This is a genomic window from Photobacterium chitinilyticum (genome assembly GCF_004104355.1).
GTDB classification, from domain to species: Bacteria; Pseudomonadota; Gammaproteobacteria; order Enterobacterales; family Vibrionaceae; genus Photobacterium; species Photobacterium chitinilyticum.
This window is the reverse complement of record NZ_RJLM01000001.1, coordinates 629,263-653,199: the sequence shown is the minus strand read 5'-3', so window position 1 is coordinate 653,199 and position 23,937 is coordinate 629,263. Positions and strand designations below refer to the sequence as shown.

19 protein-coding genes are annotated in these 23,937 nt (G+C 45.4%); 13 read left to right on the top strand and 6 right to left on the bottom strand.

The features are described from left to right. Window positions 1–14: 14 nt before the first annotated feature. The 6 genes from EDI28_RS02785 (at window position 15) to EDI28_RS02760 (ending at window position 8,595) form a co-directional block, all read left to right on the top strand. Window positions 15–887 (top strand): LysR family transcriptional regulator, encoded by an 873-nt coding sequence (locus EDI28_RS02785; RefSeq protein ID WP_128782305.1) that lies wholly within the window; start codon window positions 15–17, stop codon window positions 885–887. A 328-nt stretch (window positions 888–1,215) separates the two neighbouring features. Next, window positions 1,216–2,571: an anaerobic C4-dicarboxylate transporter DcuC gene (gene dcuC, locus EDI28_RS02780; protein WP_128782304.1), complete on the top strand. Its 1,356-nt coding sequence runs from the start codon at window positions 1,216–1,218 to the stop codon at window positions 2,569–2,571. A gap of 460 nt (window positions 2,572–3,031) precedes the next feature. Continuing rightward, complete coding sequence (locus EDI28_RS02775; protein WP_128782303.1) at window positions 3,032–4,576, top strand: methyl-accepting chemotaxis protein; 1,545 nt, start codon at window positions 3,032–3,034, stop codon at window positions 4,574–4,576. Between the two features lie 140 nt (window positions 4,577–4,716). Then, on the top strand, window positions 4,717–5,424 hold the full coding sequence (locus EDI28_RS02770; RefSeq protein WP_128782302.1) for a winged helix-turn-helix domain-containing protein: 708 nt from the start codon (window positions 4,717–4,719) through the stop codon (window positions 5,422–5,424). Then, entirely contained in the window at window positions 5,403–5,831 is a 429-nt protein-coding gene (locus EDI28_RS02765) for a hypothetical protein (RefSeq protein ID WP_128782301.1), read from the top strand. The genes EDI28_RS02770 and EDI28_RS02765 overlap by 22 nt, the downstream gene beginning before the upstream one ends. Before the next feature lie 406 nt (window positions 5,832–6,237). Then, complete coding sequence (locus EDI28_RS02760; protein ID WP_128782300.1) at window positions 6,238–8,595, top strand: YgiQ family radical SAM protein; 2,358 nt, start codon at window positions 6,238–6,240, stop codon at window positions 8,593–8,595. 101 nt (window positions 8,596–8,696) lie between these two features. Here EDI28_RS02760 and EDI28_RS26850 read toward each other — a convergent pair whose 3' ends face one another. From EDI28_RS26850 to EDI28_RS02750, 3 genes are all read right to left on the bottom strand, one after another. Then, window positions 8,697–8,852 (bottom strand): hypothetical protein, encoded by a 156-nt coding sequence (locus EDI28_RS26850; RefSeq protein WP_164918463.1) that lies wholly within the window; start codon window positions 8,850–8,852, stop codon window positions 8,697–8,699. 97 nt (window positions 8,853–8,949) lie between these two features. Then, window positions 8,950–9,441 carry a hypothetical protein gene (locus tag EDI28_RS02755; RefSeq protein ID WP_128782299.1) on the bottom strand — a complete coding sequence of 164 codons (492 nt, stop codon included), beginning with the start codon at window positions 9,439–9,441 and terminating at the stop codon, window positions 8,950–8,952. 243 nt (window positions 9,442–9,684) lie between these two features. Beyond that, complete coding sequence (locus EDI28_RS02750) at window positions 9,685–10,431, bottom strand: YggN family protein (protein WP_128782298.1); 747 nt, start codon at window positions 10,429–10,431, stop codon at window positions 9,685–9,687. 173 nt (window positions 10,432–10,604) lie between these two features. Between EDI28_RS02750 and EDI28_RS02745 the strand changes: the two genes are divergently transcribed. Next, window positions 10,605–11,087, top strand: coding sequence for a LabA-like NYN domain-containing protein (locus EDI28_RS02745; protein ID WP_128782297.1), 483 nt, complete (start codon window positions 10,605–10,607; stop codon window positions 11,085–11,087). 89 nt (window positions 11,088–11,176) lie between these two features. On the opposite strand, the gene EDI28_RS02740 is transcribed toward EDI28_RS02745, so the two are convergent. Further along, window positions 11,177–11,857, bottom strand: a complete 681-nt coding sequence (locus tag EDI28_RS02740) for a cation efflux transmembrane domain-containing protein (RefSeq protein ID WP_128782296.1) — start codon at window positions 11,855–11,857, stop codon at window positions 11,177–11,179. A 164-nt stretch (window positions 11,858–12,021) separates the two neighbouring features. Between EDI28_RS02740 and EDI28_RS02735 the strand changes: the two genes are divergently transcribed. Together EDI28_RS02735 and aqpZ are read left to right on the top strand one after the other, a co-directional pair. After that, the gene (locus EDI28_RS02735) at window positions 12,022–12,906 is read left to right on the top strand and encodes a LysR family transcriptional regulator (RefSeq protein WP_128782295.1); all 885 of its coding nucleotides are present in this window, start codon (window positions 12,022–12,024) and stop codon (window positions 12,904–12,906) included. A 106-nt stretch (window positions 12,907–13,012) separates the two neighbouring features. After that, on the top strand, window positions 13,013–13,699 hold the full coding sequence (gene aqpZ, locus EDI28_RS02730) for an aquaporin Z (RefSeq protein ID WP_199287373.1): 687 nt from the start codon (window positions 13,013–13,015) through the stop codon (window positions 13,697–13,699). A 91-nt stretch (window positions 13,700–13,790) separates the two neighbouring features. On the opposite strand, the gene ydiJ is transcribed toward aqpZ, so the two are convergent. Then, on the bottom strand, window positions 13,791–16,859 hold the full coding sequence (gene ydiJ / locus EDI28_RS02725) for a D-2-hydroxyglutarate dehydrogenase YdiJ (protein WP_128782293.1): 3,069 nt from the start codon (window positions 16,857–16,859) through the stop codon (window positions 13,791–13,793). 144 nt (window positions 16,860–17,003) lie between these two features. Next, window positions 17,004–18,404: a bifunctional NUDIX hydrolase/phosphatase PAP2 family protein gene (locus tag EDI28_RS02720; RefSeq protein ID WP_164918462.1), complete on the bottom strand. Its 1,401-nt coding sequence runs from the start codon at window positions 18,402–18,404 to the stop codon at window positions 17,004–17,006. A gap of 188 nt (window positions 18,405–18,592) precedes the next feature. Between EDI28_RS02720 and EDI28_RS02715 the strand changes: the two genes are divergently transcribed. The 4 genes from EDI28_RS02715 to EDI28_RS02700 all read left to right on the top strand — a co-directional run bounded on the left by EDI28_RS02715 (window position 18,593) and on the right by EDI28_RS02700 (window position 23,882). Next, window positions 18,593–20,209, top strand: coding sequence for a VRR-NUC domain-containing protein (locus tag EDI28_RS02715; RefSeq protein ID WP_128782291.1), 1,617 nt, complete (start codon window positions 18,593–18,595; stop codon window positions 20,207–20,209). Window positions 20,210–20,426: 217 nt separating this feature from the next. Continuing rightward, window positions 20,427–21,266, top strand: coding sequence for a pirin family protein (locus EDI28_RS02710; protein WP_199287360.1), 840 nt, complete (start codon window positions 20,427–20,429; stop codon window positions 21,264–21,266). Between the two features lie 40 nt (window positions 21,267–21,306). After that, the gene (locus tag EDI28_RS02705; protein ID WP_164918461.1) at window positions 21,307–21,882 is read left to right on the top strand and encodes a YfiR family protein; all 576 of its coding nucleotides are present in this window, start codon (window positions 21,307–21,309) and stop codon (window positions 21,880–21,882) included. After that, the gene (locus EDI28_RS02700; protein WP_128782289.1) at window positions 21,879–23,882 is read left to right on the top strand and encodes a diguanylate cyclase domain-containing protein; all 2,004 of its coding nucleotides are present in this window, start codon (window positions 21,879–21,881) and stop codon (window positions 23,880–23,882) included. The genes EDI28_RS02705 and EDI28_RS02700 overlap by 4 nt, the downstream gene beginning before the upstream one ends. Window positions 23,883–23,937: the final 55 nt, after the last annotated feature.

The following is a 23,937-nucleotide window of genomic DNA, read 5'->3' as shown; positions in this document are numbered from 1 at the left end:
TTTTGTTTATAGCTATGAATATACGTCAACTTACCTACTTTGTCAGGCTTGCAGAAACGGGAAACTTTACCCGTGCAGCGGAGCAACTGCATATAGCGCAACCCGCGTTAAGCATCGCAATCAAAAAGCTTGAAAGTCAGCTCGAGCTTCCTCTTTTTCATCGCAATGACAGAAAAGTTGTGCTTACCCATGAAGGCGATATATTGCTTGAACACGCCAGATTAATTCTCCAGCAGATGGAAGACGCCAAAATCGCGATGGCCGAGTTGAAAGGGCTTGAAAAGGGTGAAGTACGCCTCGGTCTGCCGAGTATGCTCGGTTCGTATTTTTTCCCCGACATCCTGATGGACTTCAAAAGCCAATATCCCAATTTGAAACTCACTATCGTTGAAGCCGGCACACAATCCATTCGAAAAATGCTGCTTAACGGCGAGTTGGATCTCGGTATCATCCACAATGCTGACGTCCCCGACAGCCTGGCGACTGAACACCTCATCACCTCACAAATGGTTGCAGTGGCTAGTGAAGGAAGCCCGTTATCCCAGCAGGAAACAATCAGTTTCAATGATTTTTTCAAACATGAGTTAGTTATGTTCAAGCAAGGCTATTTTCATCGTGAGTTCATCGATGAAGTGTGCCATCAGTATCAGTTAACGCCTCGTATTGCTTTTGAGACTAATCTACTGCCAATGATATTAAAAATTGTCCGTAATGATTTTGCCATTACTGCCTTGCTGGAAATGGTGACTCAACACGAAAAAGGCTTGGCTCCTATCCCATTTAGCCAACCTATATTTCTTGATATTGCAATCGCTTGGCGGAAAAATGGCTACCTTTCCGTTGCCGATCGCGCCTTTATGGAATTTGTTAAAAAACATTGCCAATAAATCAGTTTCATTACATTTTAAATTGTTTTTCATCTCACCGGACTCAGCAATACCGTCTGAAAATAACACTCAAGGGCGGTTGACCGACATATCGCTCAAAACAGCAGTTAACCTTTTATTTTCAGATTTCCCCACCAAAGAAAACATCACGATAGCATCATAACAACACCTAAATAAAAATCCTGCTTTAGATCATAGTAAGGCCAACATTATGTCGTCTATCAATCAGCTATTAGGTAAATTGACCACAAACAATGTGTAACAAAGCATTTTTAAGCGGACACATTTCTTCATCCCCCGTCTCATTTTGGTTTTAAAGGATTTTTCCATGTTGGAACTACTAATTGGTCTTCTGGTCGCTGTGGTTGTCGGCCGATACATTTTCAAAGGATATACTGCAACTGGAGTGCTTTTAACTGGCGGTATTATTTTACTAGCCATCACTGCTGTATTGGGTAAAAACGTATTGCCTACAGGTGTAACATCTACCGGTAATGCTGCCACTGACGTGTTTGAATATATCAAATACCTACTAAGCTACCGTGCAGGCGGCCTTGGTATGATGATCATGGTACTTTGTGGTTTCGCAACTTACATGACAAAGATCGGTGCCAATGACATGGTAGTTAAGATGGCATCAAAGCCATTGAAGTTTATTAAATCACCTTACGTACTAATGGTTGCGGCCTATTTTGTTGCCTGCCTAATGTCGTTAGCAGTGGCTTCTGCTACCGGCCTAGGTGTATTGCTTATGGCCACCCTGTTCCCGCTAATGGTTAATATGGGTATCAGCCGCGGAGCGGCTGCTGCTATCTGTGCTTCACCGGCAGCGATCATTCTAGCTCCGACATCGGGCGACGTTGTTGTTGCTGCCGAAGCATCAGGTATGGAACTTATCGACTTTGCCTTCAAAACGACACTGCCGATTTCTATTGTTGCTATTATCGCTATGGCAGCAGCGCACTTTTTCTGGCAGCGCTACCTCGATAACAAAGAAGGCGTTGTTCACGAGAAGCTGGATGTTAGCGAGCTGACTGTTGATGCGCCGAAATTCTTCTGCATCCTGCCTTTCACTCCTATTATTGGCGTATTACTGTTCAGCGGAAAGCTATTCCCAGAGCTGCACATCGTTACCATTCTGGTGATTTGCATGTTCATGACTGCCATTATCGAGCTAATTCGCCATCGTAACTCCAAAGCCGTTTTTGAAGGCTTGGATGCGGCTTATAAAGGCATGGCCGATGCGTTCTCAAGTGTGGTTATGTTGTTGATTGCTGCCGGCGTATTTGCCCAGGGCCTGAAATCAGTCGGCTTCATCGACAACCTGCTTCACCTTGCAGAGATTGCAGGTGCCGGAGGTATCTTCCTAATGATCCTTTTGGTTGGTATCACAGCCATTGCTGCGGTTACCACAGGTTCTGGTAATGCGCCTTTCTATGCCTTCGTCGAGCTAATCCCTAGTCTGGCAGCCAAAATGGGCATCAACCCGGCATATCTCGTTATTCCTATGCTCCAGGCATCAAACCTTGGCCGTACGATTTCTCCGGTATCTGGTGTTGTCGTTGCCTGTTCGGGTATGGCGAAGCTATCTCCGTTCGAGGTTGTGAAACGTACCTCTGTTCCGGTGTTTGTGGGTATCATTGTGGTGATCATCGCCACCCAAATTATGGTCCCAGCAGTTTAACCAAACACATTAATACTCTCAAAGCCCACATTTATTGTGGGCTTTCCTTTATAAACAAACACTTAAAAACAATAACCTTCTAATTTTAAAACTCAGCGTCCGAGATAAACTCCCTCCAACACCACTTCCCAGCTAATATATTTTATAAAACAAAGCTTCTTGAAATTTTATATCGTATTTGAGCTCGACACAGCCACCACGCCCGCAATACGTATCATAAGCAACAAATAGAAAGAAGAATCGAACAATATCAAGGAAAATACGCTGTTTCATTATAAACCGCGTAAAAATCAATTAGGTACATGAGTCAGATCCCATCTACATTTGATTTTAAGCGGAGTTATACCGCACTGTTTGTAATGGCACTTTTGTCGTTATAAAAGCCGTTTTATGACTTGTGGAGCTTGTGGTACCGCTTCTGTCGTCAAGCCATGACTTTTGATGTAGAGAGGGAATATCTATGCGAAAGAATAACCATGTCACTGATAACGAAACTGTACTGCCTCCTAATGCCCAACTTGTAACTACAACCGATCTTAAAGGTGTCATCACTTACGCTAACGATGAATTCGTTGACACCTGTGGTTACTCCGCTGACGAGCTTGTAGGGCAGCATCACAACATAATCCGACATCCAGATATGCCACCGCAAGCCTTCGCTGACTTATGGCAACACCTCAAAGCAGAACAGCCTTGGCGGGGGATTGTCAAAAATTGCTGCAAAGACGGTAGCTACTATTGGGTAGACGCATACGTCACACCACTGTATGAAAACAATCAAGTGTGTGGTTACCAGTCGGTAAGGCGAAAAGCCAGCAATGACATGATCAGTACGGCAACTCATATCTATCAACAACTCAACCAGAAGAAGAACCCGTATTCTTTCCAATTGTCCATATCCCAAAAATTGATTTTGTGCGCGCTGATTACAATCCTAACTATTGCTGGTGGACACTTCTTGATTCCTGAGTACGCCGAATTCAGCCCCCTACTTCCTCTTGGCTTTGTTTTCTTACTGTACCGCAACGAGCTCCTGGGCACTCCTTCGTTCTTGCAGCAGCTGACAAACAAGTATGATAGCCTGACCCGTATTATCTATAGCGGAGACTCAAAAGAGTCTATAGCCAAGTTTCACATACAGCTGGGCGATGCTAGACTCAAAACGGTATTAGGCCGGGTTGATGACGCCTCTATTGCGTTAAAGGATGTTGCCGATACGCTACAACAAGCTTCCACTTCCACTAAAGCTTCTATCACCGAACAAGATCAAGAGACACAAATGATTGCCTCGGCAATCACCGAATTATCAGCAGTGTCTAATGAGATTGCTCAAAATACCCAGCTAACGGCTGATAAAGTTACTAATGCACAACAACAGTGCATTAAGACTACAGAGGCGCTCAACTTAACCCAGCATGCTATCAATGAACTGGAGCAGGAAACGGAAAATACCGCTGAAACAGCCAAATCTCTCGTTAGAGTCTCTGATCAGATAGAAACAATGATGGTTGAAATTCAGGGGATAGCAGAACAGACCAACCTACTGGCACTTAACGCAGCTATTGAAGCTGCACGCGCAGGTGAGCAAGGGCGCGGGTTTGCCGTTGTCGCCGATGAAGTACGCGCGCTCTCTCAACGAACCCATGGTGCAACGGAAAAGATACAACACGGCATCAGCGACATTAACTCAACGCTGAATCAATGGCAGGTGCGGACAAGCATGAACATAGGAAAAACCAAACAATGTGTCGTAAACACTGAAGCAACAGCACAGAGCATTCGGGAAGTTGTTTTCATGGTCGACGAAATGGCTGAAATATCCACCCAGATTGCAACGGCTGCTGAGGAGCAAGGTGTGGTCTCAGCTGAAATCAGCAACAATGTTAACCTAATATCATACTCTTCGACAAAAAACCTAGAACAAGTAGAAAAAATGGAAAGATCATCCATTTTAATGCGCGAAAAGGTTACCATGCTCAAAGGGCTTGGAAAATCCTTCGGCTAATCAGACGAACACGCTACCGAACGGGTATTCTTTCCAGTTCGTTATACCTGCATCTTATTGCTTAGGAGTTTGAACTATATCATAATTAGCTCGTCTATAACTTCATCATGATACATTCACCAAAGTACTGAAAAACCAATATGGCAAAACAGCTCGACGATAATATCAACTATATTAGCCTTCAGAATCTGAAGGTATCGCTAGCCGATATGTCGATCACGAACACCAATGATAATGCTCAATCTCAGTTACGTGTCAAAGAGGCTGAGTTACTCAAGTATTTATGTCAGCGATATCCGAACGTTGCTCTTAGAACCGATATTGCGGAAAACGTGTGGGCAAATACCTATGCGTCTGAATTTACAATCAATCAAACGGTAAACAGCTTGCGCTCAAAACTCTTTAACCAAGGCAAAGCAGTGATTCTTACCGTTCCCAAGCGTGGCTACAAGTTAGGTGTAAAGCCTGAGTTTCATACCAGTGCTCCGCCTATTTCTGAAAGTCTCGGTGCTACAACCAATATAAAGCTGAATGAGAATTCCGATACCATCACGCCAACTTCTCTGAACAAGGTGAAAAAACAGGCCTTTAAACTGAGCAACCCTGTTTTATTCCTAATCAGTATCATCATTAGCGTGCTAATCGTGTCAGGTGTCAGTCTTGTCCAGCCGGATGATACCAAAGCTATACGTATAAACGAGACATACGTACTCTTTACCCCGACCGAGAATGAACTTGAACTGATCCACTCAACATTACAGTTGACCCACTATCACTACATCGACAAAGTTGGTACCACTATTTATGGGTGTGAAAAGGATAAGCAATGCGTAAATATCACCCCCTAGTAAAACTACTGATTAGCGTAAGCCTACTCTCGCTGGTTTCCTTTTTTCTTAAAGAGAAGTACACCCCTGCCTTCTACGGAATCAATGGCTTTTGGCAGGCCGAAGCTCAAGGAGGTGAGGCGTTTTATTTTGAGTTTGACGGCAATACGATGAACGTCTTCGGACAAGATCAGCGTGCAAAAAAATTCAATGTTCGCTATGACGCTCAATATCAAAAAAATAGTGATGGTCGAATAATTTTAATACAGGTAGCTGCTGATTCAGATAGCCAGTCACTTAAAGATAAGTTGGATAAAAAAACCAAGATATTCAGCTCACTTCGCCTTCGGAAGATAAACGATAACATTATTACTAGCTTCTATACTGATGAAAACCTGATAGTCTACAAACTAAAGCGCATAGAATAACCATATTTACATCGGTGAACCTTTTTCACCGATGTAGCCCCCTTAGCTATCGGAGAAATCGTGAACATGCTACCCCCATACGGTTTAGATGCTGACTTCTCTGTAACGCTTTCATCAATACAGCAAAAACCTATTTATGGTATACCGCACCATTTATAGAACAACCGATTTCGTATTTGTACAGCAAGCATCAGAGCTGTTTTTCTGGCTCAGATATACTGTTAGCTCAAAGTAGAAGTCCCCTCTTTTTACAGTATAAAAAGCAGCAGGTTTACTGATATTCAAGCTAAGATTAATCCACATTCGTTTTATCCCCTATTGGCAAGTCAAGCCCAGAGAATATAAGGGCTAGCCAGTTATTTACCGAGCGGCTATAATTCCCGCCTTCTAAGATTGAGGCCAATGTATGCACACTGATGTAACACCAATAACTAGCTATCCCAAATACTGGGCGGAATGCTACGGCACTGCGCCATTCCTACCGACAACACGTGCGGAAATGGATGCACTTGGCTGGGATAGCTGCGACATTATTATCGTTACCGGTGATGCCTATGTTGACCACCCAAGCTTCGGTATGGCGATTATTGGCCGTTTGCTCGAATCGCAAGGTTTCCGGGTCGGGATCATTTCCCAGCCAGAATGGAACAACAAAGATGCCTTTATGACACTGGGCAAGCCGAATCTGTTTTTTGGCATTACAGCCGGTAACATGGATTCGATGATCAACCGTTATACGGCTGACCGCAAGCTGCGTCATGATGATGCGTATACACCGAACAACGAAGGCGGCAAGCGTCCTGACCGTGCGGTTTTGGTCTATTCGCAGCGCTGTCGTGAAGCATACAAAGAGGCTCCGATCGTTCTAGGCGGCATCGAAGCCAGCCTGCGCCGACTGTCACATTACGACTACTGGTCAGACAAAGTTCGTCGCTCTGTTCTGTTTGATGCCAAGGGCGATATTCTGCTGTTTGGTAATGCCGAGCGTGCACTGGTTGAAGTTGCTCACCGTCTGGCCAAAGGTGAGGACATTACGACATTAACCGACATTGCCGGTACGGCAGTGATCATGAAAGAACTGCCTGAAGGCTATAAGGAAATCGATTCCAGCCGCATCGAGAAACCGGGCAAGGCAATGGCGATGCCAAACCCTTATGCAACAGAAGAAAACTGCGAAACCAATAAGGCAGAAAAAAAGACCGAGGTTGAAGCAAAACCGGTTCAAATCCAACCATCTCGCCATGACTCCAAAAGCACGGCAATTCGCTTACCGTCTTTTGAAAAGCTACGCAACGACCGCATTCTGTATGCTCATGCCAGCCGGGTTATGCACCTTGAAACCAACCCGTACTCATCGCGTGCCCTCATCCAGAAGCATGCTGATCGCGAGCTGTGGATAAATAAGCCGCCAATTCCACTGACTACAGAAGAGATGGACTTTGTATTTGGTTTACCTTATGCGCGTGTTCCTCACCCTTCATACGGTAAGGCCAAGATCCCAGCCTATGACATGATCAAAACCAGTGTAAATATCATGCGCGGTTGTTTTGGTGGGTGTTCTTTCTGTTCGATCACCGAGCATGAAGGCCGTATTATTCAAAACCGATCTCACGAGTCAATCATAAACGAGCTGGAAGACATCCGTGATAAAGTACCGGGCTTTACTGGTACCATTTCAGATCTAGGCGGACCGACAGCTAACATGTACCGCCTAGGCTGCTCGGATCCTCGAGCAGAAGCCAACTGTCGTCGTCCGTCATGTATCTTCCCAGAGATTTGCAAGAAACTCGATACCGACCACAAGTACACCATCGACCTTTACCGCAAAGCTCGTAATGTTGACGGCATCAAAAAGATCTTGATTGCTTCTGGTGTCCGCTATGATTTGGCTATCGAATCTCCGGAATATATTCGTGAACTGGTCACCCATCATGTTGGCGGTTATCTGAAAATTGCCCCTGAACATACAGAAAAAGGCACGCTGGACCTGATGATGAAGCCAGGTATGGGCAGCTATGACCGTTTCAAAGAATTATTCGAGAAATACAGCAAAGAGGCTGGCAAGAAACAGTATCTGATCCCCTATTTCATTTCGGCGCACCCAGGCTCGACCGACGAAGATATGCTGAACTTGGCCCTTTGGCTCAAGAAGAATGATTTTCAGTGCGATCAGGTACAAAACTTCTACCCGTCTCCGATGTGTAATGCGACGGCTATGTACCACTCAGAAACAAACCCGCTCAAGCGCGTTAAATATAAAAAACGTGAAGATTTGTTTGTGGCCAAAGGGGATCGCCAACGCCGACTGCACAAAGCGCTGTTGCGTTACCATGATCCGCTAAACTGGGCGGTGATCCGCGAGGCACTTATCTCGATGGGTAAAAAATACCTTATTGGTGATCGACCAAATTGCTTGGTGCCAGAAGAAGGCAGCGACGCTGAACTAACTCCGGCACAACGCCGAGGCTCAGGCCGTCACGGTGCAAAACGCTTCGCGACCAAGCACCCGAATCAGCCAGATATTCGAAATGATGGCAAACGCAAACCAGGTAGCCGAACCAACGGCAATAAAAATGGCAACCAAAGCCAGCAAGGTAACAGAAACAAGACTGGCAGTAAGGCAGCAGGACAATCGGCTGGCAATCGTAACGATAAGAGCTCTGGTCGTCCGAATCGTAATGGCAAGCCGACATCCGGTCAACGCCAAGGTCAAGGACAAAGCCAAGGCGGAAAGCCAAACCGTAGCCGAGCTAAGGCACGCTAACCACCAATACCGTATTTATACGTAAACAATAAAGCCCGCTACGATAGCGGGCTTTGTTATATCTGGGTGTCTTATCTTGAGCTAGCCTCTACAGGCTTAGCTCAGCGAAATAACTCAGAAGCCATAAAGAAAACAACAGAGCAACCAATAACAATACCAAGCCCTATCAATACTTTCTTCTGGGCGTTGTCATCTAAATACTTGGTCGCCAGAAAAGCCAGTAGCAACAAGACAATGATAACGGCGATTTTTAACATATTCTCACCTTCGATAGCGAACTGACCATATGTCACTACCCTAACACACTTAAGAAATTAATTTTGCTCGTTAAATCAATAGGCTTAACAAACGGTATTAATCTCTTAGCCATTTTATCATTGCCGGAAACACAATCATCTCCCCGCCCAAGGCTCGGGTCGGCTCATTGCTCATTCCTGCCCACTGTAGTAGCGGCACTCCCCAAAAACGACCTGTATTAAACTTGTCGATGACCTCTGTGGGACACGAACTATTTCGATTATAAAAGATGAGTTCGGGAGATAGGTTCAGGTGAATTAACGCTGCCCAGCACCAGGCTATGACCATCATTTCATCAGATGATTCATGTACGTTTTCATTATTAAGCTGAACACGTTGAGCAAAGGGAACAACTGCCATCTGCCCCGCTTTAAAAAGTATCTCCCCCGGATATAACAACTTATCTCTATCGACATAAAGCTTCCCATCGGCAAGAAAAACACCTGATATGGGCGAATCATCAATTGATATATATTCGACGAAGAGCCCTATCTTGTTTAGAAATGCAACTATCAAAGAAATAGTTTCGTACTCCTCATTCTCGTACACCTATAGCCAACCTATTTGTTTATACTTATCTTATATGGCGTATATCAATAACAATTAACCATTTTGTAATCAATAACTTCACCACATAATCATGATGTAATAAGAGGAATATTTACAGGCTAGTACGTTGAGGCATTAGTGGAATGGATAAACGACGCGAGAAGAATGCTATTCAATGAACATGAACAGCATTCCTTACTGACAATGTTATTCTTTAATTACAATACAAAATAATGGCAAAACCTAAATTTCGAACATCTGGTAGTCTTTCAGTGCCGGAACTACGCGGTGCAATTCTTTTTCTTCTTCAGCAAGCCCTTTTATTGAGTCACATAAATCGTTGGCTTTTGTTGTTATCTCACCAGAACGAGCACGTACTTTTTCTTCAATCTTCACCTTTAGTTCGGAAAATTGCTCCTGAAGCTCAGAAAAATTTAACTCACCGTTTTTCATTTCTTGAGATAAAGCAGAAAATAAACCTGACAGAGACTCGATACTGACATGTTTCATTGCTTGTTCAAATTCTTGCTTCCAGTCGGAATCAACATTTTCAAACATATCAGCTGGCATCACAAATTCACCACCTTGGTAAAATTTTTGCTGCGCCTTTTGACTATAGTCATCAATCAAGGTTTCTACCTTGGCAAAAGATTCTTTCGAATCAAAACGAGCTGAAATCTCATTCAATATGTCAGAAGCAATACCGACACCATCATCGGCAATATCAGCCATCTTAGGCAGGTACTCTTTGACTCCCTGGCTATACGCATCAACAGCTTTCTGTTGAATTTCATCCAACTCCAGACGCTTACCATTGATGTAGACCTGATTGTTTTCATCAATCATCATCTTAGGCTCACCACTTTGATAAACCGACACCTGCTCACCAGCAATATGGATATCATTTTGCACATCGACAGGACAACTCTGAGCAAAAGCAGTCGTAGAAGCAAGTAATAGGCTAGCCGCCAGGGTTTTCTTCATCATCATCGTCTTATTCAAAAGTGTTAATCATCAGCTATGACTTGTCATTGGGTTTACTGTCACATGTTTCTACCTTATCTACAAGTACTAACAATATTGCCAGATCTAATCTTTCTGGCTTGAGTTTTTATTCGTAAATAGGCACTCTGTGTGTTGTCATTCATATGGTCAGAGTTATTGTGGAAAAAGTCGCTATTTTCGTTGATGTGCAAAACATCTACTACACCGTCAAAGACACTTATGGTTGTAACTTTGATTACAACGCATTTTGGGCTGAAGCTACCCAGGGGCGGGAGGTCGTTGCTGCCTATGCTTATGCGATTCACCGAGGTGATGAAAAGCAGCGCCAGTTTCAGAATATCCTGAGAGGTATTGGCTTTGAAGTGAAACTAAAACCGTTTATTCAGCGTAGCGACGGGTCAGCAAAAGGTGACTGGGATGTGGGTATCACCCTTGATGTGATTGAGCATGTTCCGGATGTCGACCGGATTATTCTGCTTTCTGGTGATGGTGACTTCGATCTTCTCGTTGATAAAGTACAGTCAAAATTTAATGTTGATGTCGAAATATATGGTGTACCGGCGCTGACAGCGACTTCACTCATCAATACGGCGAACTACTTCCGAGAAATTGAAGATACTCTACTGCTTGGCCGTAAATAGAATTTGAACGGGAAGCCCTTCCCAGCTTCCCTTCCACTTTATTCTTACTTTGCGGTTACCTTCGCTCGTACTTAGCGATTATTTGGCAACTACACCAATGGCACCCTCATTTTTTGTTCAGCGGAAAGAGCTCGAAGATCGTTAACAGCGCCGTAAACCATTCTCAGCGGCACGATAACGAAATAGATAGATGCGAGCACTACCATCACAGGATCAGCATAGACAGCATATTGCGCGTAATCAGTATTTTTCATGATGGTTGCGATAATAAATCCGCCCATAACAGCTCCGCTAATAATAGTATCCATAACCCATTGTTTAACTTCCGCTTCCACCAGCGCTGAATTGGCCTGCTTTCCTTTCTTGGTCATCACCCAGATTGTTGCCAGACACCCAACGATATTAACCACTCCAAAAAGAAGCGCAAGTCCGGTATCGACCTCACGACCGCCGTTAAATATGGCCATAACAGCTGTACCAAATGAGATACAGCACATCACGGTGATCACAATCCCTTTAAAAGCGATCACCGATGGCTCTATTTTAGCGACTTGCTGTGGTTTCATTGTGATTTCAGGTTGGCGGATATAAATAGCGGCAACAAGAGACACCAGTGTCAATGCCAGACTTATAAACGAATATGCTCCGTCAAAAACAATTACCAGTGACCCCATCCAGACCCCAAGCCCAATCCCCATTATGGCAAATAGGAACGAGGAAAAGGTCGAAAACTGAAGCAGCCGACGTTCAAGCTGCACATTACAAGTCATATTCACCTCTATCATCCGACACTTTTTTCGTCGGTTATTCTTTTCTTAATCCAGTTATAGCCATCATAACCTGCCATTCTTACTTGCTATAATCACTCAGCGACGTTTTTTTCGTCGACAAGGCTAAAACGGTAAACGACATAAAGCATCAATAAGGCACTTTCGTGAAAATCAACCAAATAGAAATGTTCATTCTTATCAGCCAAAGCGGCTCTATTGCCGAAGCCGCCCGAAAACTCAATAAAAGCCGCACTACCGTTAGTGCTGCTTTAAGCGCGTTCGAAGATGAGTTAGGTGTCAGGCTGTTAGACCGAACAGGAAACAAAGTTCAGCTGACTGATATTGGAGAAGCAATAGCCAACGACTGTGAGCGTCTTCTGATGATTGCCAGTGATATTCAAACTAAATGCGCCCAGCACCTTGGCGGTGTTGAATCGTCATTACGTATTGCCAGAGATGATGCCCTGCCAGAATCGCTCTGGCGTCAATTAGTTCAGCAAATGAGTGAGCGGTTTCCGGGCACAAGTATATCGATTTATGTTGCTCCACCACCTGAGCTAGAACAAATGGTACAGCAAAACATTATTGACGTCGCATACAGTCTTCTACCTGACGACCACCGGATCCCACAGGTACATCACCACGAACTTGGGCAAATACATATGATGTCAGTCGCCCACAAAGATCACCCGCTGAGCCGCTTACGGAAGGTGAATTGCTCAGATCTGGAACGTTATACTGAGATCGCACTTGCCTATGTCGATGATGAAAGCCTGAAAGCAGCAACGCCACGTTCCAGTAATTTTATCGCCCTTCCCTTTTATGAGCATCTTCGTGATGCTGTTCTTGACGGCTCTGGATGGTCCTATGTACCTGCTTTATTAATCAATAAACACCTACGAGAAGGGGCTATCACGGTTCTTAAGCACAACAAAGCAATGAATTGGCAGCCTTATGGTGAAATTGTAGACAGTGATACTCAGCGGGGAGCTGTAATTGAATGGCTATCTGATCAGCTTGAAAGTTATTTGTTGGAAGCCAATCGCTAGATAAACCTATTATTCACGACTTTTTCCATTTTTGAGCCTTTAATCAGCCAGTTCCATTTCTATACTCTGACAAACACTTCCCCATCCTGTGAGGATAGTAACAATGATTAAAAAGCTTGTGGCTGAGTTTATCGGAACATTCTGGTTAGTGTTGGGGGGCTGTGGCAGCGCTGTATTAGCTGCAGCATTTCCTGACGTCGGAATTGGGCTACTGGGTGTTTCTTTTGCCTTTGGTTTAACCGTTGTCACCATGGCTTATGCCATTGGTCATATTTCCGGTTGTCACCTAAATCCAGCAGTCACTGTCGGTCTATGGTCAGGCGGTCGCTTTCCTGCTAATGAAATCGCCCCATACATCATTTTTCAGGTTCTCGGCGCAATGTTCGGCGCCTTCATTCTCTATATCATTGCCAGCGGGCAAGCCGGGTTCGATCTCGCTGGCGGGCTAGCCTCGAATGGCTATGGCGATCATTCTCCTGGCGGCTATTCTATGCTGTCCGGCTTTCTTACCGAATTTATCATGACCTTCATGTTCCTTATTGTGATCCTCGGTGTCACCCACAAGCTGGCAAGCCCCTCGATGGCTGGGTTGGCAATCGGTTTAGCCTTGGTATTAATTCACTTAATCAGCATCCCGGTCACCAATACTTCCGTTAACCCCGCCCGCAGTACAGGTCCCGCCGTAATAGTCGGAGACTGGGCCATGGCTCAGCTATGGCTCTTCTGGGTGGCACCGATATTGGGAGCTATGGCAGCGGGAGTTGTCTACAAGTGGCTAAGTCCGGACGACTAACGCATATATCGCGTATTATCCAAGCGATAGTCCAAAAAAAAGCGAGAGCCTTGGCTCTCGCTATAACGTATTACAATATGTCAAACTTCGATTAATTCAGATTATTGACTACCTGCAGCAACACCTGAACCGGATGCTTCATTTTAATATGTTCGAATCGTTTGACCTGACTTCGGCAAGAGTACCCCGTTGCCATGCATCTTTCGGTATCCAATTGCTCAAGGTTTGGCTGCCAACTCAAATCATATACACCACGGGACATTTCCAGCTTGTCTTTCTCATGGCCAAAGGTACCAGCCATACCGCAACATCCAACAGATACAGGCATCAGATTGGCCCCGAACTGAGCAAAGATTTCAGCCCATTCTTTCTCGGCATTGGGCATTTTTGTTTTTTCCGTACAATGAGCGAACAGATACCACCTGTCGTCTTCTCGTAACGAATAGGAAGGTAGCGAAGGCAATAACGGCTGAAGCCATTCATGTGCCGTCTGGACATGAAATTCTCCCCGTTTATCACCGAGCACTTCCTCATATTCATCCCGGTAACACAGTACCAGTGCCGGATCGACTCCCACCAGCGGAATTCCCAAGCTCGACAACTGGTTTAAGAAGTCGGCGGTATTGCGGGCCGTCTTGGCAAACTGACGCAAGAAACCCTTAACATGCTGCGCCTTGCCGTTAGGTTTGAACGGAACCAGCATCGACTTTTTGCCTAGTTTCTCAATTAAGTAGACAAAGTCCCGCACCACATCAGCATCGTAGAAGCTGGTAAACGGATCCTGGACGATCAGTACATAGTCCTGACGCTCATGATCAGACAGGGCCTGTAACCACTGCAAATCGAAACGCGTTGCATGATGACCATCCAAGCCTTCCACTAAGGTAGGAACCGACAACGCCGGCATATCCACATAGCCAATGGCTTTCTCTGTCAGCTTTTTCGACCATAACGGGCGCATAACCGCATTGAAAGTGACAGGGGCTTTTGCCATCAAGGGTAGATAGCTTTCGACATAAGCGACCAAGTAGTCTTTCACCGGACGCTGATATCGGCTGTAATAAAGGTTCATGAAGCGCGAACGGAAGCTTGGGACATCCACTTTGATCGGGCACTGGCTGGCACACGCCTTACAGGCCAGACAGCCGTTCATCGCTTCCATTACTTCATGAGAGAAGTCATAGTCACTTTTGGCCGAACCAAACGTGTTTCTGAAGCGATCAATGATTTGCTTCACCGTCGGTGACTGACTCATCAGCTCCGTTTCGAGCTTAATCGGATCAATCCCCAGCTCAGACAACTGACGTAACCATTCTCGAACCAAACCGGCGCGGCCTTTCGGAGAATGACGACGATCAGCCGTGATCTTCATCGATGGACACATCGGCGAGTTAACATCGTAGTTAAAGCACAAGCCGTTTCCATTACATTCCATCGCCTGCTTGAAGCTATCGCGAACTTTCACCGGGATCTGACGATCATAAAACCCCCGTTTCAGACCATCGACTTTCACCAGTTCTGCATCACTATCAAGCGGTGTACAAATCTTCCCTGGATTCATCCGGTTATCCGGGTCGAATGCAGCTTTGATTCGTCTCAGTTCAGCAAACAGTTCATCACCAAAAAATGCCGGGCCATATTCTGAGCGAAAACCTTTTCCATGCTCGCCCCACATCAAACCACCATATTTCGCCACCAGAGCAACAACCTGATCGGAGACTTCCTTCATCAGGCGCTCTTGTTCCGGATCACACATGTCCAACGCTGGGCGAACATGAAGCACCCCGGCATCCACATGGCCAAACATGCCGTAATCAAGCTGCTTTTCATCAAGTAACTGACGGAATTCCGTAATAAAGTCAGCCAAATTTTCTGGCGGAACACATGTATCCTCGGCAAAGGCTACCGGTTTTTTGCTGCCTTTCGCCGCCCCCAGCAGACCGACTGCCTTTTTGCGCATCCCATAGATTTTCTGGATACTGGCAAGATCATCACAGACCTGATAGCCAATCACCCCACTCATCTCTTTCGCTATCAATTCATCAAGCTGTACGCAAAGTCCTTCTACCTGTCGCTGGTTTTCTTCTGGATCGTTGCTGGCAAACTCAACCATATTGATGCCCAGCAGATCTTTGCCTGGCACGTCTGTCAGAAGATCGCTGACGGTATGCCAAACAATATCCTGCTTAGCCAGATTCAATACCCGCGAATCAACCGTTTCAACCGATAGCGCCTGCGCGTCAACCATCATGGGCGCATTACGCAGGGCCGAATCAAAACTGTCGTATTTGATATTAACCAAGGTACGGGATTTAGGAATTGGCGTAATATTAAGCTTCGCTTCAGCAATAAAGGCCAACGAGCCTTCCGCGCCACAAAGCAAGCGAGCAATATCGAACTCAGTAAGCTCTTCATCGAACACGTTATTGAGATCGTAGCCAGTAAGAAAACGGTTTAACGGCGGGAATTTATCAATAATTTGCTGACGCTTGTCGCGACAAACCTGAGATGACACCCGCATCGCCGTGCTGGCCAAGTCATCTCCGTGAGACGAAGCGAGCAGCGCTTCCTCAGTAAGAGGCACAGTATCGAGTACCGAGCCGTCAACCAAAACGGCTTTCAACGAGATTACATGATCAGAAGTCTTGCCGTATTTTAGCGAGCCCTGCCCTGAAGCATCAGTATTAATCATTCCACCAATGGTGGCGCGATTACTGGTCGAAAGATCCGGCGAAAAGAAGTAACCATAAGGACGTAGGGCGTCGTTAAGTTGATCCTTTACAACTCCGGTCTGAACTCGCACCCAGCCTTGCTCGGGATCCACGTCAATAATCTGATTCATATGACGAGACAGATCAACGACGATCCCCGACGTCAGTGACTGACCGTTAGTTCCAGTACCGCCGCCACGGGCGGAAAAAGTCACTTGCTTAAAATTAGGATTCTGGCCGACTTGGCCAATCAAGATGAGATCATCCGTGGTGCGAGGGAGAACCACCGCCTGTGGCAACTGCTGATAAACACTGTTATCAGTCGCCACTGCCAATCGGCTGGCATAGTTTTGCTCGATATCTCCGGTAAAACCGGCATTCTCCAACTCGCTCAGATATGACAGCACGACATCGTCGATACTATTCTGATGTGTTAGTACAGGTAACATTGCTCTCCTTGTCCAGTAGTACTGCCGTATCCTACGGCTACTGGGCTCTCTTATAAATCGTTTGCATTCACTTTACCTCACTACGAATATGAAACAAAGTGTGACAGAGAGCAACAACATAAAACCCTGCTTAACGTCGGTATTTTATTTCAATCTTTTCAAGAGAGACGAAGAACCAGCAATAAGCCAAATTGCACCAAGCGTCCACCCAGTACCTCGAATAACCAAAACAACCAAGCTCACCGACGATAAATCCGCCAACAGTTCAACGCTGGTACCTATAACGACCAAACCTACCAGTATTATTCCCACCATCTTCAAACGCACCATATCCGTTGTGGCAACGACGCTTTTCGGTACAGCTTCGACACTCAAGACAACCCCTAACAAAATAGCAAAAATATAGGTATGCAAAGGTGCCAAGCTAAGCCCCGCCACTATGCCGACAACGAGGGTTACCGATAACCAGAACCACCGGTTTATAATTGCTTCCTGCAAAGAAAACCTTGAAGCAGAGTGCCAAACAATCAAAGCCGCCACAAATATCAGCCCCAATAGGACACTGGCCAAGGTATCGCTGAAAAAATGAACGCCATACCAAACTCGAGCAACTGCCTGACCAACAATAAGCGCCAAGACAAGCGACAAAGAGAGCCATTTAACTACCTTGCTGACCCGTTTGCCCAGTGCATACCAGCACAATCCCCATAGCATGGTAGCGATAAGAGTGTGCCCGCTGGGGAAGCCAAAGCCATAAGCATTGATTTGCTGTAGCTCAGGGATAATGTCTGACGGGCGTGGCGACGCAACCCCCAGCTTGATTAAACCGCTAGTGAAAGTTGCCAACAACAGCACAAACGTCAACTGAAGCAAGCCTATCGGCCCATACAGTCCGGTGACAACAATAACAAGAAAAGTAATAAACAACGGCTCACCCGGTAGATTCACCACAGCCATGATACCGTCAAATACGGTTTGGTAGTTTTCTGGCCATGACCTTACTGCCTGCTGTAACTGAATAACCCATTCTAGCTCTAACCGGTGCAGTGAATTTACCTGGCCGCTCAGATCTGAATATATCTCAATATCGCTCGATGGTGTCTTTGCCATCCAATCAGCAAGCAACAAGGCATCTTTTCTATAGCGGTATTCTTGGGGATCTATGGAGTTAGGATCAATCAGATAGACACGTCGAACTTCCGTCGCGTAATGCTTGGCAAACCATGAGGCCACAATCGGATAACCTGTCTTGTCTTCAAACGACGAAACCAAGATCGGAGAATCGGCAACGCAGCTAAAAATCGCAGCACGGCCACGATATTGCAGCAAATCTACGACCTTCACATTAATACCTGTTTCTTCCAACGCTTCACGTACTGCAGCCTGCCTCGGGGTATCTCCTTTATCAATATAGCCTCCGGGCAGCGACATCTTTTTAGTGATAACCTCAGATAACATGACCATTTTATTATCATGACGGATAACACAAACCGCGCCGACTATATCGTCGGGAATATTATCGAGAATAGCAGACTCATTTGCCACAGATGTATTTGCTGACACAGGAAGAGCAACGCAAACAAGAAAAAGTACAATACAAAGACGATAGATGATTTTTAGCAAAGCAAACACAGCTGACCTTAACAACAGTAATATTGATAACATCATATCAGCAGTGCATGATGTAAACCATTGAAGGAATTATAAATGCGCATAGCGTATAAACTTAAGCCATGAAGCCGATTTTACTCGCACCAGATTACTATCTTCACAACTTCCACCAGCTAATCAACTCGGTCAGCCAACGGTACGGTGATCTGCTTTGCACGGAAGAGTCGGCCTGGATAGTGACCTTTCACCGATTACCAGAGAACGCACAGATGCTCTGTATACGCTTGTTATCGAGGAAGGGGCTGCTCTTTCGCTGCGACAAGCTGAGTTATAGTGAGATAGACGACATTAGTCTGGCAGCCAATGAACTGTGCAATGTTGGTTTTATCAAGATCAATAGCTCCGATTGGCCACTGGAAGAAATCGTTGCACTGTTTACAAAACCAGAGTTGTTGAAACTGTTTCCAGTCTTGTCGCCTTACAAGTCATACCGCAAGCCGGAACTTGTCCAAGAGCTCATCAAACATACTCCTGCGCTGGATGCATTCAAACAAGATATATTACAGATCTGCCACCAGGAATATCTCGATACATTCCTGCTTTTATTCTTTGGTAACCGTCATCAGGATCTTAGCCAATTTGTCCTCTCGGATCTTGGGCTGAACCAATTTGAATCTTATTCTGTTGACAAAGATAGCCGCCTTTTTACCGACCGTGACCAGATCCGGCAATGGCTAGAGCTGTCAGCGCTAAGTGATCACTACTGGCAAGCCAAGGAAAACAAAGATCAACCTGAGATCGTTACTCTTGCCAAGGAGATCCCACCGGCTTATCACTGGCCGCCCCTTGAACGAAAACGCCAACAGCTAATCAATCACATTGCCCGCGATTTGGAACGCTTTGAGATGTCCGAAAAAGCACTCGAACTGTTTGAACAAAGCCAGCTCCCATCATCAAGGGAGCGTCAGGTACGCATTCTAGACAAGCTTCAGCATTTCGATCGAGCCCTTAAGCTCACCCTAACTATCAAACAATCACCACACAATGAAGAGGAAGCGGAAGTCGCAGAACGGCTGGAAAAGAAATTAAGCCGTACTCTAAAGCGGACATACCAGCCAACAGCCAAGCCCGTCTTCAATGAAAACCACCTAACGCTTCCCAATGACGGTCAACGTGTCGAACTGGCCGTCGCCGAACACTATGCAAGCCAAGGCTGGTCAGTACATTATATGGAAAACAGCTTGCTATGCGGCTTATTTGGGCTGGCGTTCTGGGATATTATCTTCGCGCCAATTCCGGGAGCTTTCCTGAACCCCTACCAACGCTCCCCCCGCGATATGTTCCATCCCGAGTTCTACCAACAACGAGAAGCATTAATCAACCGGCGCCTTAATGAGATTCGAGAGAATAACTGGCAGGCATGGCTCGAGGTCTATCGCTATAAACTAGGGATAAGCAACGACTGGGTTAACTGGTCTCTGTTAACGGAAGAGATAATCATCAAAAGCACCAGCACCATCCCGAGCAACATATTATACGAGCTATTCACACGGCTACTGTTCGACCTACGAAGCAATCGATCGGGCTTACCTGATTTAATCATGTTTAAGGCAAACCAATATCGATGGGTCGAAGTAAAAGGACCGGGTGACAAGCTACAAAACAACCAAATCCGCTGGCTAAAAAAGTTCGCGGAGCTCGGTTCTCCTGCCTACGTCGATTATGTGACTTGGAAGTAGTGACAATACTTTGACTTGTTCCATTACCTGTAAAAGACCAAAAGAATCCACTGTTTTTATCTTCCTACCTTGAGCAATTCAGAGTCTTAGGTCTAAGATTTAATCATCAAATTTCATTATTTAGGCCAGTCTCATTAATGGCCGATTGAATCCGTTGTCAGGCTCTGCAGATCGAGTTAGTGGCAAATCAGATAACCATTGCAGTTGGTATTTGATCATGAAAAACACTAAGAAGATAAATAAAATTCGCTACGGCCAAAAAACAGGTGCGATCACGGCATTTATCGATGCTGATAACATTCATGAGCTTGACCCTTTTGTGCTTTGGGATCATTTTGAAGCCAAAGATGTTATTCGCACAACCGGCCTCGACTATCATGGTCACTCCGGAATCAACGCAATAAGTTACCCTGTAACCGGCAAGCTCCGACATCTCGATTCATCAGGCAACCAGGTTACCCTCGATAGCGGCGACATCCATGTGATGACCTCAGGAAACGGGATCATTCACAAAGATACGATGACCCCACAAAACGGTCGGGTGGAATCTTTTAGTTTATGGACGGCACTGCCAGCTGGACAACAAGAGATGGCCGATGCATCAAGTGCCAACATTGCATCTCACCAAATCCCACTGGTCGAGGAAGCAGATTCTGCCACCAAAGTACTTATTGGCAACTACAAAGGCGCACTGAGCCCGATTGAATACAGTATTGCCGTTACTTACCTTGATATCATTATCGCACCTTATGGTGTTTGGCACTTTGAACCAGACAAGCTCCAAACGACGGGGTTCATTTATGTCCGCTCCGGGCGGGCCTATATCGGTGGTAACCAACTTCATCCTCACCAAATGGGGACATTACACCCCTCTACACTGCCGTTGGAAATCCGAACTGGCAGTATAGGCACCCGACTATTTGTGTCACTGGGTGAACCCTTGCACCAACCCTTTATTTCGTCTGGGAGCTCAGTTCATTCCTCAACAGTCAATATGTCACTGGGTGAGCAAAGAATTAAACACTTAATGACATCAAAGAAGATTGATAGTTTGTAAGAAGCGTTCATCAGTATCCTGGCCGTCAACAGCATCTAACTTGGATATCCTTATTAGCATACTGTGGAGGTTGTCCCTTGGTTTAAGCCTTGTAGCTTGCCAGCTCTTCTCTCCTTACTCCTTGGCTGATACAGATGCACAAAATAATGGGCACTATTCCGAGCACCAGGTTAAGGCAATATACCTCTACCACTTCGCTAATTTCGTTCACTGGCCAGATCCAGCCCCGAAATCAATTCGTTATTGTACCTTCGGCAACGATACCGTCACCCTTATTCTGAAGCAGATCCTCTATAAGAAAAGTCAACCAAACCGCTCAACATCTGTCACAACAATTGTCAGCCTCAACCAAGCCCGCGGTAACTGTGAAGTCCTGTATATAACGAAAAGCAAACTGCAAACGCTGCAGACAATCCCCCAACTCTCCGGAGTACTGACAGTGAGCGACAGTCAGCATTTCCTTCAGCACGGCGGAATGATTGAGCTTCGTTCGGTCAACAGCCAGATCAAACCAGCAATTGCATTGAACAATGTAACAAAAGGACAGCTAACGATCAGTTCTCGGCTGCTAAGAGTTGCCTTGCCCCCTACCGATCTAAAAGGGAGGCGAAAATGAATAAATTTTTTAAACGCCTCTCATTGAGCCAACGACTATCAATCCCCGTAATGAGTTTTATCATACTGGTATTCATCGGATTCCAATTCATTACCTATCAGAGATTTTTGAAGATAGAAAGAGAGAACCTGCTAAGCCACACTCAAGTACTGGCTAACGGTGTGGGAATGAATCTAACTGCCGCCGTACTGTTTAATGACCATATTGATGGCACTGAACTCTTGTCGGCCTTTAAGGCCGATCCGTTGATAGCCCGAGTCCGCCTTGAGCACCTCGATCACAGCTTGTTTGCGCAATACATCAATGCCGACATTGAATTCATTTCACCAACGTCCAAACAGCAACATGATGTAAGCGTGCAAAGCTACCATTTTGGCCGGGAGATGCTCTACCTGATGGTTCCCATCATGATGGACGGCGAACCCATTGCCCACATGCATATCGCAGTATCATTAAAAACGCTACAGCAAATGCGTATTACTCATTTCAAGATCAGTATATTGTTATTAATCACCTTATGTGCAATTACTGCCTACATTATAAACCGTGTGCAGTCTTGGGTTACCCAACCTATTACGCAACTCAACAATGCAGTCAACCGCATTATCAAGGATGAAAATCCGAGCCCTATCCGCTCCCAAATACAAACATCTCATGAAGTCGGCGAACTGGTGAACGGCTTTAACAGCATGCAAAAAAAACTCAACGAGCGCGATGCGAAGATTCAAGCAACCTTAAACCAGCTAGGCGAAGAGAAAGCCTTTGCTGACGACGTAATCGAAACGGTTCAACACGCATTGGTTGTAGTAAACCAGCAAGGAAAAATCACATTAGCCAATGATGCCTGCTTGTATGTGCTAGGCCTTCCTGCCGCAACTGCTCAAGGCCTAAGTTTGTCTGACGTATTACATACCGAGCAACCTGATACCTTCAGACAGCAGCTTGATCAAGTGCTTAATGGCCAAAAGCAATTTGACCATGCATTAATGAAAAGTGCGATATCAACAGGCCAGTCGCGTACCTATGAGATTATCAGTCGCCCGTTAGAGCACCGTAGGCAAACACTCTTCGCGATTGAAGATGTCACGAAAAAACAACACGCAGAGCGGCAGCAACAGATGGCAGCCAAAGTCTTTGATTGCAGCCAAGATGCCATCATGCTGTTGAGTGGCTCCGGAAAAATAACTATGGTCAACCCAGCTTTCAGCAAATACCTTGGTTATAACGCTGACGACGTGATCGGCAAACACTTCCATCAGCTGCTCGACCTGACAAAGTACAGCAAACTTCAACGCTCAATTCAGCAGGCCCTCAAGAAAACCAATCATTGGCAAGGGGAAATGAATCAGTTGTGTAAAGATGGCACTTACATTCCTTTATTCGTAAGAATTAACAGAATTCAAGATAGCCATCGCAGCGAAGTTCAAACGGTGGTGATAGCCTCGGATCTCCGCTCGATGAAAAAAATGCGACGGCTTGAACACCTTGCCACTCATGATCCACTAACCAACCTGGCAAACCGAAGTAAACTACGCCAGGAATTAAGACAACTACTGACAAAACGGCAAACTGCATCGGCCGTGTTCGCAGTCTTGTTTATCGACCTTGATGATTTTAAAACTGTTAATGACAGCTATGGTCATAGCTCCGGTGATAAAGTACTTCAAATCATTGCAGAGCGACTGATCAGAACGGTACGAAAGAGTGATATCGTCGCCCGCTTGGCCGGAGATGAATTTGTCACCATCATCAACCCTGTGAGTAATCAGGATGATATTACTTTCACTTGCGAGCGAATTCTGGCGAGAATTATGGAACCCATCAGCTTGAGGAAAAAAATACAGCTCAACATTGGTGCCAGTATCGGTTGTTACTATGTTTTCGCTAACGAATCTCTGGATGTGGACGATATTCTACGACGCGCAGATAAAGCGATGTATAGCGCAAAACTATCAGGTAAAGGGCAGATTATTGAATTCAACCAATTCAGGCATGACTAACTCATACAAGACTAGATGCTTGTTGACTTCTTCATCATCAAACGGCATCACTCCT